Origin of the sequence: Bacillus haynesii (assembly GCF_001969855.1) — a bacterium.
Taxonomy (GTDB): Bacteria; Bacillota; Bacilli; order Bacillales; family Bacillaceae; genus Bacillus; species Bacillus haynesii.
Genome location: NZ_MRBL01000028.1, coordinates 1 through 15463 on the forward strand (window position 1 = coordinate 1; position 15463 = coordinate 15463).

Here is a 15463-nt window from a genome sequence, read left to right on the forward strand (position 1 = left end):
CTATTGACAATAATAAGAATATTTCGTAAGTTATAAATAAGGAATTTTTCTTTATGTGTTCCTTTGTTGTTTCTTAGAGCGAGGCTACAAAAGATTCATGATTCAAATTATTTAAAATTGGAGGTATGAACTATGGTTCTTTCCCAAAGCTTATCTGAGATTGAAAATTTAATTGAATTAGACAAACTGCATTACTTACATCCAACTACTGTTCCTAAATTGTTTATCGAAAATGGCCCTAAAATCATATTTCATGAAGGAAAAGGTATTCGTGTTACAGACATTAAAGGTGAGACGTATATTGATGGCGCTTCCATGCTTTGGAACGTCAACCTAGGCCATGGAAATAGGGAAATTGCAGAGGCAGCTTATGATCAAATGTCTACGCTTGCATATAGTTCTTCATTCTATGGATACTCTAATGAAAAAGCTGTACGCTTGGCAGAAAAAGTAGTTTCTGTGGCCCCTGGAAATCTCACTGCAATCTTCTTTACATCCGGTGGTTCAGAATCAAATGATACAGCATTTAAACTGGCACGTTTTTATTGGAATTTAAAAAATCGTCCGACAAAGAAAAAAATCGTTTCGATTAGCCGTAGTTACCATGGCGCAACAGTTTCAGCTGGAACAGCAACAGGTATTGATGCATTTCATAGTTTTGCAGGTTCAAAAGACCCCGACATGGTGAGAGCAAAATCGCATTTAACTAATTGTGAGTTAGGTGATACAAGTGATCCAAACTATGAAGGCTGTATTCGTGACGTTATTGAAAAAGAAGGGGCAGAAACGATCGCAGCTATCATCCTTGAACCAATACAAGGGGCTGGGGGAGTACATGTTTCTCCAGATGGATACTTACAAGCAGTAAAATCCCTCTGTGAGGAAAACGATATTTTAATGATTTCTGATGAAGTTATTTGCGGATTTGGACGTACTGGAAAAATGTTTGGTGTAGATAATTGGGATGTAGCGCCTGATATTATGTGTGTGGCAAAAGGAATAACAAGCGGCTATGCTCAGTTAGGTGGTGTTTTAATTAATAAAGAAATACGAGATACGATCATTCAATATGATCAAATTTTAGGTCACGGGTTTACATACAGCGGTCATCCTACCGCTTGTGCCGTCGGCTTAAAAACGCTAGAAATTCTCGAACGTGATCACATTCTTGAAAACGTTAACAACATGGAAATAGAATTGAAGAAAGGCTTTGAATATTTAACGGATAAACATCGTTACTTTACAAAATCAAGAGCAAAAGGTTTGCTTGCTGGTTTTGAACTTCAACAAGATCGCGATGCTGATATACCGTTCTCCGAAACAGTCAGACCCGCCTCTTTTGTCGTAGATCAATGCTTCAAGCGTAAATTGATCCTAAGAGCAGCCGACTTTGAAAAGGGTAAGGATATTGTTGCAATTGCTCCGCCTCTTATCATTAATAAAGAAGAAGTTCAAGAAATGATCAATATTATTGATGATGCACTAACTGCTTTTGAAAAAACAATATCGTAAATATGTGAAGCCTCTGCATGTCAGAGAACTAAATACATTCTATGTTTAATTTCTCTGACATGTTTATTATTAGCATGGGAGGGTCATTATTAATGGGAAAGCAATTACTTAAATTAAGCAATAAAGTGAGTGAGTTTTTAAAGGGGAAAAAGAAATTATATATTAATGGGAAATTTGTAGAGTCCGTTTCATCTAAAACATTTGATACATTTAATCCTGCGACTGAAGAAATATTAGCCAGTGTGTATGAAGCTGAAGAATATGATATTGATATGGCAGTTAAAGCAGCAAGAGAAGCTTTTGCCGATGGTCCGTGGGCAAAAATGAATGCAGCCGAAAGAGCAAGGTTAATATATAAATTAGCAGATCTCATAGAAGAACATAAAGAGGAACTTGCACAGTTAGATACACTAGATAATGGGAAGCCGATAAATGAAACACGGACAGTAGATTTGCCGGGTACTATTGAACAGTTCCGTTATTTTGCGGGGTGGGCGACAAAGAATATGGGACAGACCATTCCTGTTTCCGGCCCTTTCTTAAACTATACTCGTCACGAACCGGTTGGAGTAGTTGGACAAATTATCCCTTGGAATTTCCCTATTAATATGATTTCCTGGAAAATCGCTCCTGCCTTAGCAGCTGGTTGTACTGTTGTTTTAAAGCCAGCGGAGCAGACTCCTTTATCTGCTCTTTTTTTTGCAGAGCTTGTTGAACAAGCAGGCTTTCCGCCTGGTGTAGTAAATATTGTTCCTGGATTTGGTTCAAAAGCAGGTAATGCCCTGGTTGAACATCCCGGTGTTGATAAAATTTCTTTTACAGGTTCTACAGCTGTTGGGAAACAAATTATGAAAAAAGCAGCTGACACAATGAAACGTTTAACACTAGAACTTGGTGGAAAGTCTCCTAATATTATTCTCCCAGATGCTGATCTTTCAAAAGCAATTCTAGGTGTGTTTAACGGAATCATGTATAATCAAGGGGAAGTTTGCAGTGCCGGTTCGAGAGTATATGTTCATAAAGACCAATTTAAAGAATTGGTTAACGGTATGGTTTCTCTTGCTAAAAATTTGAAGGTTGGAAATGGATTAGATGAAGAAACTGAAATGGGCCCTCTTGTATCTAAAAGCCAGCAAGATCGCGTATTTGAATATATTAGAATAGGTACAGAAGAAGGTGCAAAGCTAGTAGCTGGCGGGAAGAAGTCAAATCAAGGTTTTTTTATTGAACCAACTATTTTTGTCGATGTTGAAGAACACATGACAATTGCAAGAGATGAAATATTTGGCCCGGTTGTTGTCGTAATGTCTTATGATACGATCGAGGAAGTAATTGAAAGATCGAATAATTCCCCATATGGGCTAGGTGCTGGCATTTGGACAGAGAATATAAAAATCGCACATCAAGTGGCTAATCAATTAAAGTCCGGCAGTGTATGGATTAATTGCTATGACGCGATTGACCCGGCCTCTCCTTTTGGAGGGTACAAGCAGTCTGGATTTGGTCGAGATTTAAGTGCCTATGCTTTACAAAGTTACACAGAAGTCAAAAGTGTTTGGGTCAACCTTGAATAAAGAAGTTTTTTTGAATATGACTGAGAGTTTAATTTTATAATGTTAATCCCGGGTCACACGAATTTTTCAAAACATGGAAAAAGAGTACCTGCCTAAATCGAATAGGTGAAGTGCGAGCAAAACGATCTTTATCTATGATGCGATAATGACCTGTAAGATTATGATGAATTCGAACCTATCAACTGTTTTGAAGCGGTATTTCAGGCGGTTTGACATTGCTCCGATTCTAACTGTTATAGCGAAAAAGCCCTTTACGGTTATGATGTGTTTGTATAATGTAATGAAAAACGTAGTATTGGTATTGCTAGCCTGAATAACTGATGTTGGATGAACAACGCCCCATCTCATATACATGGTTTAAGCTGAGGAGAAATGCTTATGCAGGCAAAAATATTTTTCCAATGAGTCATAAAAAGCTGGTGAATTTGATTTGGAAAGGTCCTAATTCCCAGCTCTCTATCGAAAATGTAGAATAGGTTGGACTACAATAGGACGAATCATGTGAAAAAATAATCTGTCAAAAAAAGTTCCTGCTTGCAGGAACTTTTTTTATTCGAATATAGGTTATCGTTTTTCTATAATATAATCAGAAGTTCTATATTTTTATATAAGGAGCCCGATGATGAGAAATGATCGTAGAGAGGCTTTTATTCAATACTTGGCAACTAAAAATGATTGGTGTACTGCGGCAAGTTTGGCAAGTTATTTTAAAGTGTCCACAAGAACCATTAGAAAATATGTCAATGAAATTAACCGGGATCAAATGGTTATTACGTCTTCTGCGCAAGGGTATCAGCTAATAAGCAGAGATAAAGTGAAAACGGACAATCATTACACTTCTCCAATAGACCGTATAAAAGTGATCTTGAAAGAATTAATTCTTCACACAGAAGGGCTAAATATATTTGATTTAGGTGATAAGCTTTTTTTAAGTGTTTCATCAATCGAAAATGATATGGTTCAGGCTAATAAAATGATTAAGCCGTACAGCTTAAAAATCCGTCATAAGAAAGACACGCTTATTTTATTAGGTGAAGAGACGGATAAGCGGCGATTAATGAGCTTTATTATTTCACAAGAAACTTCCGAAGAATTTTTAAGTTTAAAGGCTGTTCAAGATTCTTTTCCGAATTACGATGTTTTTTCACTAAAAAATGAAATCGCTTCCATTCTTGAGGAATTTAATTTGTATGTAAACGATTATATTATGAATAATCTTCTTCTCCACCTTGTGATTACATTGGATCGAATCAAAAACAACAACTCCGTCATTCAGTCATCTGACCTTAATAAATTAAAAAGTAATTTTGAAACCGAAGCAGCTAATAAAATTGCGGATTTATTGGAAGTGAAATATGGTATTGCCTTTAATGAATCGGAGCGATACAATTTTATATTGCTTTTATCAAGTAAAACGACATTGCTGAATTATCAGTCATTAACATCCAGCTCCTTAAATCGCTACGTCGCTGAACATTACGTAAACCTGTCAAAGAAACTGTTAGAGAAAGTACACGAATGCTACTTTATTGAAATTGTTGATGATGAGTTTTTTGTCAAATTCACGCTCCATATACGCAATCTGCTTTTCCGGGCAAAGCATGGGCAAATGGTTAAGAATCCTTTAACCTATAAATTAAAGGATTCATACCCTCTAATTTATGAACTGGCTGTCTTTATCTCGAATCAAATTCAGCTGATGGAAAACATTCATATTAATGAAGATGAGATTTCTTATATTGCTTTTCATATTGGCTCCTATTTCGAACGAAGAAAAAATTTGGAAAAGAAAATTATATGTGCAGTAATTTGTCCAAACTACTATGATATGCGATTGCAACTCATTCAAAAACTCGAAAAGAAATTTCACAATTCTTTAGAGATTATAAAAGTTTTATCTGACTCAAGTGAGATTGTTTTACTCGAAAAAATAGATTTAATCATAAGCACATTACCACTAAAGGATGAACAAACCCCATCTGTATTCGTTCATCCTTATCTGACAGAAGAGGACTATGGCTACATCCAAATTCAATTAAACAAATTAAATAAACAAAAAAAGAATCGCAAAGTTAAACAATATCTTGATTTATATTTTGATGAAGATTTGTTTATGAAAAATGTTTATCTCGACAGCGATGAATCTTATATTGCATTCATGGCAAAACTTCTGTATGAAAAAGGCTATGTCTCTATAGATTATGGAAAGTCTGTGCTTGAGAGAGAGCGCATGTCCTCAACTGCTTTTAATAACAATGTAGCTGTCCCTCATTCCATGCATATGGATGCTGCAAAAACAGGCATTTGTATTATCATCTTGGATCGCCCTGTAAATTGGGGGAAAGAGAAAGTTCAAATCATTGTTATGATTTCAATTAATAAACAGCAGCGTGAATTATTCAGTCCTTTCTTCGAAGGGGTGATTAACATTTTATCCGAATGGAGAAATGTTCATGAGCTAATAAAAGCCAAAGACTATAATGATTTTATGGAAAAGATGATGAGACTTTTAAATGAAAACTAATGCAGCAGAAGCATATGGACGGGCTAGTGATAACCTGATAAGTAACCAGCTTGTATGATGCATTCGCTTATAGTAATAAAACTGCATTTTGAGTGAAAAATCCCAAATTCTCAGTGGTTTTAATGAGAATTTGGGATTTTCTTTTTCGGACATTCCTTACAATTCATTGGGAGAATGATAGGGTTGTTAAAAACTTCTTTTTGAGCTGGAGGCCGATCATCAAATGATTGTCGGAAGCCTATTGGGTGATATATCGACATTCTCGGTTGATGCTGTAAAGGTTAGGTATAGCATCTTGCACCACTAATGCTGGGATCATTGGTGTTTGCCGGCACTAGTTAGTAACAGGATGAACGTGGCGTGTCTCCATGTTGCCATTTTGAAAATTTGGACTGATATTTCTCATGTAAAACGCTTGAATGTTCGTTTTTGGTCGCAAATCGGATTTGTGCCGGGGACCGAAGCGCAAGTAAACCGCAGACGGCGTTTTTCAATCCGGGATACGTAGCTCCGTGAAATTCCGAGCTCTTTTGCGATTTCGTGCTGCGTTTTTTCTTTCTTCAAATCAAGGCCGAACCTGACATAGGGTTAAAGACGAACTGGGCGATGGCCGAATTGAATATGTACCATCTTTAAGTAATGCCTCGCCTTGGTATAAATTGTCCAAGATTACATCAATGATACCAATACGGCGGTAAGCGATGGCACTTGAAGCCAATCATCACCATACCTGGATTTATGCCCTTTTCGAAGGAAAAAAGATCCTTCTTCCATCGGCGATAAGCAATAACTAAAAACTAAACGTCTGAAGGAAGTGCTCATACCCCGACAGACAAATTCCATATCAGTTATTCATGCTATTAGATACACTCTATCGACTGTGAAATTGCTATAATGTGGTTAATTCTCATTCGCGTTTGGTGGATTCTCTCAACATCTTCTGGCAGATACTCACCCCTTTCATCACCATTTTTAAAGCTGTGTAACAAATCATAAACCTTGTAGTGACTAAAGGATCAATTCTTTTGGGTAGACAGGAAAGATATTTTCTTGATGGATATATTTAATAAATAAGGAAAGGAAGATCGTCTTAAACAGGTTTTTCTCAAGATCGTTCAGTTGAAGGTCATAGTATAGTCGAAGAAAGAATTCTTAGAGCTAACAAAAAAGAAAGGATGAGATTGATGAAGGAATATTTTTCAATTGGGGAAACAGCCCGTCTAAATAACATTTCCATTCAAACATTGCGCTATTATGATAAGATCGGAATTTTTAAGCCTCAATGTACAGACCGGGATAATGGCTATCGATATTACCATGTTAAACAGTTCTTTTATTTAGATATTATAAAATATCTCAAATCTATTAAAACGCCTTTGGAAGAAATTAAGCGCATGATCTCACATACATGTACCCCTGAACTGATGCAAACCTTTCTTGAGGAGCAAGAAAACGTGATTGAGCGTGAAATGGAAAGACTCGAACGTGCCAGGCAATTGCTTCAAAGAAGAAAGAATCAGCTTCATGAACAATTGGAGATACGAACTAAAAAAGAAGAAGGTCTGGTTTATGTTCGGCATATAGAAGGCCAAACCATTTTAAAAGCAGCGACACCTCAAGTGAATCCTCATGACCAATCAGATTTGTATTACCGAAAATTGGCTGAAGTTCTTGAAGAAAGAGGAGATATAGTCGATAACTATTATGGACTGATTTATGATTTAAAGCCTTATAAAGATTCCGGTGACATTTATTGCAACAGTGTTTTTACGACGATTTATGATGGAGTAAAGATAGATATAGGAGAACAAAATATTGGGATAGATACGATCCCATCCGGTGAATATGTGTGTATTTCATTTGATTGCTCTGCAACAAATTATTTTTCATACTATCAAAAACTGTACCATTTTATTGAATCTCACGGCATCCAAACGGATGGAAAAGTATATCAGGTTTCTTTTCCAAACAGCTATAATTCATTAAAAGAAGAAGACTTCCTCACAGAATTTAGAGTGCGGAAAAAATAACGAACCCCTTGACCCTATAGCTGCTATAGGGTTTATCATTTATCCATCGTTCTGATGAATATTAGAAAGGAAGGATGTATAAGATGACAGAAAATAAGACGCTTCGGTCACTTATGCCGAAATGGCAAGGTGGAAATAGACTGCTGGAAGCCCATTTATTAAACTCTAATCGAATGCTCCATTTGAAGAAGTACTTGGCGATTTAGATGCGAGCTTCTTAAATTCTAATAAAAAATGAATCTAAAACAAAAGGAGCGGTGAAGATGAGAGCACCGATAGATGAACCAATTTGGTACGCCTATCCCGGCATGGTAGCTATCGTTACGGCACAATATGAAGGCGAAAAAAACGCAATGGCTTCCGGGTGGCATACCTACATTGGATCTTCTCCCGGAATGTATGGGATATCGATAAACAAAGAGACATATTCTTACAAATTGATTGAGAAAAGTGGTGTTTTCGGTGTGAATTTTCTTCCAGGGAGATGTTCGGAAATCATTCAAGCATTAGGCACCCATAGCGGCAGAGATATCAATAAGTTTGAAGCATTTCATATTCAATACGAAGAAGGACTAAAAGCTGAGATACCGATTTTAACTGATGCGTATTTTGCTTATGAGTGTAAAGTACACAGTGTTTCCACTTTAGGCGATCAAGAGTGGATTGTGGGAGAAGTTTTACAGAGATATCAAGATAAAGAGCTGTTCTTAAAAAATGGAATGCCAAATTTAGAGAAGCTGGATATTCCACTTCATATTGGAGGGTCCAGCTATCGCATATTAAATAGTAAAGCAGAGGAACATCAACACGCATTTTTTCCCGAAACTGATTGAGACATTCATGTTCCTCCACATTTATTGTTACGTGGCATCCAGGCACATAAAGCCACTATGGCTTTGGTTCATCTCACACGATGTGTAAGAAGAGGAAACCAATTAATGAATGTATGGGCAGTGGATTCCGCTGGAAATCCATTGACTTTATATTAAGCAAGAAAGAGACCCAAAGACCGCAACGCTTCTTTAAGAAAGCTTTGCGGTCTTTTTATATTCCAAATTAGGAAAAAGCTCCTTCTCCTCCCGGTAAAACTCGGGAAACACCTTCATCAGCGCCCGCTTCTCTATCCGCGACACATAGCTCCGTGAAATCCCGAGCTCCTTCGCAATTTCCCGCTGCGTTTTTTCTTTCTTCAAATCAAGGCTGAAGCGGCCGGCGATGACTTTTTTTCTCTGCCGTCCAAGATGTCGATATATTTTTTGACTTTTTCAAGCTCCGTGCCTGAGTTGGATGGTGTCAATGACGTCTTCGTTTCCGGTCCTGAGAACATCGATGAGGCTGATTTAAATGCCACTCACAGGTTATCCGTTTTAGGTATTACTTTTACTAGGTTGAGGGACTGAACTAAAAAGATACCAAACAATATCTAAATAGTTCCTGTTTGATGATAAAATAAAAAGATGCAAACTGAAGGTAATGAATGATCAATTCTGTGTATAAAAAAATATATTTTTGTTTCATTTTTGTATAAAAAATTATATAATGAATCCATGAATGAAATCACTTGAGATAATGCGGGTAAATGAAAGTTAGGTGTTAAGTTTGACTGAAGCAAAACAGATTTTAAAAAATTATATACCATTTGCAAAAACGATAGGGGAAATGTTTGGTCCAAATTGTGAGGTTGTCATTCATGATTTGACAACCCCCGAGTCTTCCGTCATTTTCACAATCAACAATCATGTAACAGGAAGAGAGGTTGGCCAATCCTTTGATCACTTGGTGAAAAAGGTTCTTTTATCCGGTGAATTTAAAGAGGATTACTTAGCTGGATATGAAATCCAAGCAGATGATGGGAGAACAATAAAATCATCGACTACCCTCATTAGAGATGGCCAACAGCAGGTGATTGGGGCTTTTTGCATCAACTATGACATGAATGTAATGATTCAAATGAAAGAAATGTTAGATGCATTTATGCCTGGCACTGAAAAGAAAAATCAAATACAAACTCCGAATACGGCGGAGCAGGAAACCTCGATTCAGAATGTAGAAGAGATCACGAATCAGTTAATTGAACAAATTGTAGTGAACCGCAAACATTCCCTGATGAAACGCCGGGAAAAAATCGAGCTGATCAGATTTATGGATGAAAAGGGGATATTCCTCATGAAAGGTGCCATTGATAAAGTAGCAGAACAATTAGGCATTTCAAAGGTAACAGTCTACAGCTACTTAGATGAAGTGAAAAAAAGACAATCGGAGTGAGCGGAGTGGAGAGTATTTTTGAGGCAGGGAATTTAAAATCGAACGGTCATTATGCGTTAGCTGTGATTCATCAAAATACGGTCTATGTATCAGGGCAATTTGCCATTGATCCAATCACGCAGGAAAAGAAATTTGGCACCATTGAAGAAGAGACTTTACAGGCATTGTCAAATATAGAGTATATCTTAAAAAAAGCCGGCAGTCATAAAGGCAAAATTGTAAAGATGACCCTATATATACACGATATCAATCTATTAGACCGTGTTGACAATGTCTGTCAGGGTTTTTTTCACGATGATCGCCCAGCACGGTCAGTTGTTCCGACGAACGAGCTGCATTACGGTTTTCAGGTTGAAATTGAAGCAATCGCCGGTCTGTAATATATTTTTTTGCCTAAATTATATAAAAAAATATATAACATATAAAAAAATATATAATAGGAGGTCTGAAAATAATGGAACAGTATCAATGTCATTCCTGCCGTGCGAAATACAATGTGTCTGAACAGGTGTGGAAATGCCAGTGTGGCGGAGTGTTAGACCTTGTAAAAGAAAAAGTAGAATGGTCCGATTCAAAAGTGCTCAAGGATATTCCTTCTATGTGGAGATATATTGATGCTATGCCATTTGATCGCGACTCCGCCATATGGAGCGGTATCACGATGGGGGAGGGGTACACACCTTTAATCGTGTTAGACAGCGGGGAGCCGAATACTTTTGTGAAAGTAGACTATATGATGCCTACTTTGTCTTTTAAAGATCGCGGTGCTGCTGTATTAATGGCTAAGGCAAAGGAGCTGGGAGTGAAGCATGTAATAGCTGACAGCAGCGGAAATGCAGGGACATCTATTGCAGCTTACGCCAAGCGGGCTGACATCGCATGTGACATCTTTCTTCGGAAGGGTACATCGCCTAAGAAAATCGCGCAGGTGAAAGCGCATGGAGCCAACGTTCGCGAAATTGAAGGAACAAGAGAAGATGTGGCTGAAGCAGCGCAAAAGGCTGTGAATATAGAGGAAAAATTCTATGCCAGTCACGTTTTTAATCCATATTTCTATGAAGGAACAAAAACGTATGCCTTTGAAATTTGGGAACAAATGAATGGAGCGCCGGATACGCTTATTATTCCAGTTGGCAATGGTACGTTATTACTTGGGATTTACTATGGATTTAAAGAATTACTAGAGAACAAATGTATAGACAAAATGCCAAGGCTTGTTGCGATACAGGCAGAGAATTGTGCGCCGTTGGCAAAGGCATTTATCAACAATCAACAAGCTGCTGAACCCGTCGAAAACAGCGGAACACTTGCAGAGGGGATCGCGATTGCCAAACCGGCAAGATCTGCTCAAATATTAGAGGCCATCCGTGCCACAAACGGTCAAATCATTACAACCAATGAGGAAGAGATTCTAAAAGCTCGTACAGCATTAGCAAGTAAAGGCTTTTATGTTGAGCCAACAACAGCGGCTAACTATGCAGGATATTTAAAATACGATCATTCTTCTGATGAAAAAATCGTGATTCCATTATGTGGGGCTGGGATTAAATCTAATTAGGAACTAAGAGAGAAACCTTTCATATGGAATTGGGGGAGTTAACATGGAAAACAAGAAAATCATTTTACTGAGTACCGGCGGTACAATTGCAAGTAAGCCTGATCCTGATACAGGTCTATTAGAAGCAGGTGCTATGACAGGTGAAGAGCTTTCTGAAATGTGCCGACTGCCTTCTCATATAGAGATTGAAATCAAGTCAGTCTTTCAAATGTCAAGCAGTCATATGACTTTTCATCACCTCGACATTCTCAAGCAAAATATAGAGAGTTTCTTCCGGAATGAGGATGTTGCCGGAATTGTGATTTCGCATGGGACAGATACCCTTGAAGAGACTTCGTATTTCCTTGATCTGGTTATTTTTGATGATCGGCCGGTCGTGTTAACAGGGTCACAAAGAGGACCGACACTTGATGGTACAGATGCATTTGTAAACCTAAGACAAGCTTTTTTATTAGCGGCACATCCTGATGCGCGAGGCTTAGGGGTAACAGTGTTGTTTAATGAGAGGGTCTTTGCTGCTCGATATGTGAAAAAACAGCATGCGTCAAATGTTGATGGTTTTGTCTCACCGGGATTCGGTTATTTGGGAACGGCCGATCAAGATGAGATCGCAATTCATCAAAGATTAATCAAGCGTGAGACGTATCAGCTGATTCAACCATTGCCAAATGTAGAACTTATTAAGTGTTCACTTGGATCTGACGGAAAGTTTATAGATTATGCAGTTAAGTGCGGAAGTGCAGGAATCATTATTGAGGCGCCGGGAAGAGGCCATACGGCTCCAGCAATATTAGAAAGTGCAAAGAAAGCCGTAGAGAAAGGGATTACTGTCGTTCTGACAACAAGTACTGACGAAGGTGAAGTCAAGGGAGTATATGGATTCAAAGGAAGTGCTTCAACATATGCAGATGCCGGAATCATACTAGGCGGCAGCTATGACAGTAAGAAAGCAAGGATCAAACTCGCTGTTTTGCTGGCTGCTGACCAGAAGATAGATGAGGCAAGCTTTAAATATTAGGAATGATAGGAGGAGATTATTTTGAAGCCTGTACACACGAAATATTCAACACGTGATGGAGGCCATTACGTGCCAGCCATGGAACACAATGGTGTTCTCTATATTTCAGGGCAGTTGTCGATGAATCCGGAAACGGGGAAAATTCCGGCTGGGGGCATAAAAGAAGAAGCAAAACAGGCATTGGTAAATTTGGAGCTGGTCCTCAAGGAACGGGGATTAGCCAAGGAAGATGTGATATTATGCCGGCTTTATACCCCAGATGTAAAGTATTGGCCGGATATCAATGAGGTCTATGCTCATTTCTTCGGCAATCATAAACCGGCAAGAGTAGTTGTTCCATCAAATCATTTATATGCCGGGTGTCTGGTGGAAGTTGAAGCCATTGCAGCGATAAAGGAGGAGGCACAATGAATAATTTACAATTAGATACACCAGCTCTTTTAATCGATAAAGACGTGATGTTAAGCAATATGAAGGATATGCAAAATTACGCTAATGAACAGAAAGTAAACTTACGACCTCATACAAAAACACATAAAATGCCTAAATTAGCTAAGCTACAAGAAGAAATGGGGGGTACAGGAATCGCTGTAGCAAAAGTAGGAGAAGCTGAAGTGATGGCGAGAAACGGTTTAAAAGATATCTTTATCGCAAATGAAATTGTTGGGAAATCAAAGCTTGAACGTATTAGAAAACTCTCTGAAACGATTGATATCTCTTTTGGAATCGATAGTGCGTATCAAGTACGTGAAATTGAAGAAGTATTTGAAGGAGCCACAAGGAAAGCCCGAGTGTTAGTGGAAATTGAAGTAGGAGAACAACGCTCCGGGATTATTGAAGAAGATGATTTTCGTACTTTATTAGAATTAATCAAAACATGTAAAAATGTCGAGCTTAAAGGAATCTTCTCACATGACGGACATTCTTATAAAGCGAAAAGTATAGCACATTGTAAAGAACTCTATAAAGAAAGTGTAGAACGAACATTACATTTTGCCCGAATTGCGGAAGAAATGGATCTAAAGCCGAAAGTGGTTAGTATTGGCTCTACTCCTCCCTTCATGTTTAAGTTTGATATTCCAGAAGGGGTGACAGAAATTAGACCTGGCACTTACATTTTTATGGACGCCTCACAAGCAAATGTAATTGGTACGTATGATCGCTGTGCTGCTTCTGTACTCACAACAGTGATTAGTAAACCAACAAAAGAACGAGTCATTACAGATGTAGGGGCTAAGGGAATTACTGCCCAAACACGAAGCGAAGGGCTTACTGCAACCAAAGGGCTTGGCCGTATCAAAGAATACGAGGACGTTTATATTCATGGCGTATTCGACGAACATGCTATTATTTATCATGAAGAATTCAACAACAAAGTAAGCATTGGAGATAAGGTGCGAATTATTCCAAATCATATCTGTCCAGTATGTAACTTGCACGATAAAGCCTATCTAGTCGATAATGGAGAGGTTGTAGAAGAATTAAATATTGAAGCTAGAGGAAGACTTCAATAATTAAGGGGAGATGGCATGAGCCCGAATCATCACAAACTTTTTTACAAAGATCCCTATCTTAAAACGTTCGAAACGAAAATTTTGAAACAACAACAGGACAAAAAAGGTGATGTTTATATTACCCTAGAGGAAACAGCCTTTTATCCAACAGGCGGGGGCCAGCCTCATGATACAGGAACATTGAACGGAGTCAAAGTTTTAAACGTTGAAGAGATAGATGGAGAAATTCGTCATTATGTAGAAAGGCCTTTGCCGCATTTAAATGATCAGGTTGTTGGGGTTATTGATTGGGAACGGCGTTTTGATCACATGCAACAGCATACCGGGCAGCATATTTTGTCGGCGGCATTCGCGCAGTTGTATGATCTACATACAGTTGGATTCCATCTTGGAAATGATACGGTTACCATTGACCTAGATGTATCAGAATTAACAGAGGAAATGGCAGACAAAGCAGAGAAGCTTGCAAACGAGATCATAACGGAAAATAGGTCCATAGTCGCGAAGTGGGTAGAATATGATGACTTAGTAAATTATCCGATTCGTAAACTCCCATCTGTAAAAGAAAATATTCGTCTTGTCATAATTGATGAATTTGATTACAACGGATGCGGCGGAACACACCCGAGCGCTACAGGGGAAGTCGGAGCAATAAAAGTATTGAATTGGGAAAGACAGAGGAAAAAAATTCGTCTGTATTTTGTATGCGGTAATCGGGTCATAACCCAATTCGATCAAAAACAAAAAGCAATCGTTGAATTGACTGGATTACTTAATCGTCCTGAAGGGGAATTAAGCGAAGCTGTCAAACGGTTGCTTGAAAATGTAAAGAAGCTAGACAAAGCGCTTCTAGAATCTAATGAAAAAAATCTTCAGTATGAAGCCAATGAATTATTAGCAAAAAGCGCAATTCAAAATGATACTGTCATGGTGATAGAAACGTTTTCAGATCGATCGATTCAAGAACTTCAAAAGCTAGCAAAAATGATTGCTGATCAAGAAAAACGGGCTCTTATTTTTTTCTTGTCAGAGAACGATCATCGCTTCCAATTGGTTTGCGGGCGAGGAGAAGCAAATAACATGGACATGAAAGTCCTCATGCAAGAAAGTCTTTCCCTTATTGATGGAAAAGGTGGAGGAAATAAAATGTTCGCCCAAGGTGGAGGGACTGCTTCATTAACAAAAGAGGAATTTATGAAAAATGTTATGAACATTATAGCAACACAAGTAAACTCGAAAGAAAATTAAAGGGTAACTTCCACAGGCTTCTGTAACTGGATAACAAGCTCCCGCTTTATTGAGGGCTAGGTAGGAATGAATGAATGGAAGTCGGATTTTTAGACCGGCTTCTATGACATTATTTCCCCTTCGCCTCCTCCGCTTCTCCTTCTCCGCCCGGTAAAACTCATGAAATATCTTCATCAGCGCCCGCTTTTCAATCCGCGACACATAGCTCCTTTACATAGCC

Annotated in this window: 12 protein-coding genes and 2 pseudogenes; 12 read left to right on the top strand and 2 right to left on the bottom strand. The window is 38.2% G+C overall.

Annotated elements, in window-relative coordinates; translation table 11 throughout:
- Positions 1 to 132: 132 nt before the first annotated feature.
- From BTA31_RS20250 to BTA31_RS20260, 3 genes are all read left to right on the top strand, one after another.
- Positions 133 to 1512, top strand: a complete 1380-nt coding sequence (locus tag BTA31_RS20250; RefSeq protein WP_076793676.1) for an aminotransferase family protein — start codon at positions 133 to 135, stop codon at positions 1510 to 1512.
- A 92-nt stretch (positions 1513 to 1604) separates the two neighbouring features.
- Positions 1605 to 3086, top strand: coding sequence for an aldehyde dehydrogenase family protein (locus tag BTA31_RS20255; protein WP_076793678.1), 1482 nt, complete (start codon positions 1605 to 1607; stop codon positions 3084 to 3086).
- A gap of 622 nt (positions 3087 to 3708) precedes the next feature.
- Entirely contained in the window at positions 3709 to 5610 is a 1902-nt protein-coding gene (locus BTA31_RS20260; protein WP_076793681.1) for a BglG family transcription antiterminator, read from the top strand.
- A gap of 402 nt (positions 5611 to 6012) precedes the next feature.
- Here BTA31_RS20260 and BTA31_RS23435 read toward each other — a convergent pair.
- Positions 6013 to 6189: pseudogene (locus BTA31_RS23435) on the bottom strand (sigma factor-like helix-turn-helix DNA-binding protein); the annotation flags it as partial.
- Positions 6190 to 6794: 605 nt separating this feature from the next.
- Between BTA31_RS23435 and BTA31_RS20270 the strand changes: the two are divergent.
- Together BTA31_RS20270 and BTA31_RS20275 are read left to right on the top strand one after the other, a co-directional pair.
- Positions 6795 to 7640 carry a MerR family transcriptional regulator gene (locus BTA31_RS20270; protein ID WP_076793683.1) on the top strand — a complete coding sequence of 282 codons (846 nt, stop codon included), beginning with the start codon at positions 6795 to 6797 and terminating at the stop codon, positions 7638 to 7640.
- A gap of 263 nt (positions 7641 to 7903) precedes the next feature.
- On the top strand, positions 7904 to 8473 hold the full coding sequence (locus BTA31_RS20275) for a flavin reductase family protein (RefSeq protein ID WP_043928362.1): 570 nt from the start codon (positions 7904 to 7906) through the stop codon (positions 8471 to 8473).
- 189 nt (positions 8474 to 8662) lie between these two features.
- Here the strand turns inward: BTA31_RS20275 and BTA31_RS20280 are convergent.
- Positions 8663 to 8980 (bottom strand): annotated as a pseudogene (locus BTA31_RS20280) (sigma factor-like helix-turn-helix DNA-binding protein); the annotation flags it as partial.
- A 259-nt stretch (positions 8981 to 9239) separates the two neighbouring features.
- Between BTA31_RS20280 and BTA31_RS20285 the strand changes: the two are divergent.
- The 7 genes from BTA31_RS20285 to BTA31_RS20315 all read left to right on the top strand — a co-directional run bounded on the left by BTA31_RS20285 (position 9240) and on the right by BTA31_RS20315 (position 15243).
- Positions 9240 to 9905, top strand: coding sequence for a helix-turn-helix transcriptional regulator (locus BTA31_RS20285; RefSeq protein WP_076793685.1), 666 nt, complete (start codon positions 9240 to 9242; stop codon positions 9903 to 9905).
- Positions 9906 to 9910: 5 nt separating this feature from the next.
- Positions 9911 to 10285, top strand: a complete 375-nt coding sequence (locus BTA31_RS20290; RefSeq protein ID WP_076793688.1) for a RidA family protein — start codon at positions 9911 to 9913, stop codon at positions 10283 to 10285.
- 74 nt (positions 10286 to 10359) lie between these two features.
- Positions 10360 to 11463, top strand: coding sequence for a threonine synthase (gene thrC / locus BTA31_RS20295; protein ID WP_076793690.1), 1104 nt, complete (start codon positions 10360 to 10362; stop codon positions 11461 to 11463).
- Positions 11464 to 11506: 43 nt separating this feature from the next.
- Positions 11507 to 12481 carry an asparaginase gene (locus BTA31_RS20300; protein ID WP_076793693.1) on the top strand — a complete coding sequence of 325 codons (975 nt, stop codon included), beginning with the start codon at positions 11507 to 11509 and terminating at the stop codon, positions 12479 to 12481.
- A 21-nt stretch (positions 12482 to 12502) separates the two neighbouring features.
- Positions 12503 to 12892, top strand: coding sequence for a RidA family protein (locus tag BTA31_RS20305; RefSeq protein WP_076793696.1), 390 nt, complete (start codon positions 12503 to 12505; stop codon positions 12890 to 12892).
- The gene (locus BTA31_RS20310; protein WP_076793699.1) at positions 12889 to 13995 is read left to right on the top strand and encodes a D-TA family PLP-dependent enzyme; all 1107 of its coding nucleotides are present in this window, start codon (positions 12889 to 12891) and stop codon (positions 13993 to 13995) included. Before BTA31_RS20305 ends, BTA31_RS20310 begins: the two co-directional genes overlap by 4 nt.
- 15 nt (positions 13996 to 14010) lie before the next feature.
- Entirely contained in the window at positions 14011 to 15243 is a 1233-nt protein-coding gene (locus BTA31_RS20315; protein WP_076793702.1) for an alanyl-tRNA editing protein, read from the top strand.
- Positions 15244 to 15463: the final 220 nt, after the last annotated feature.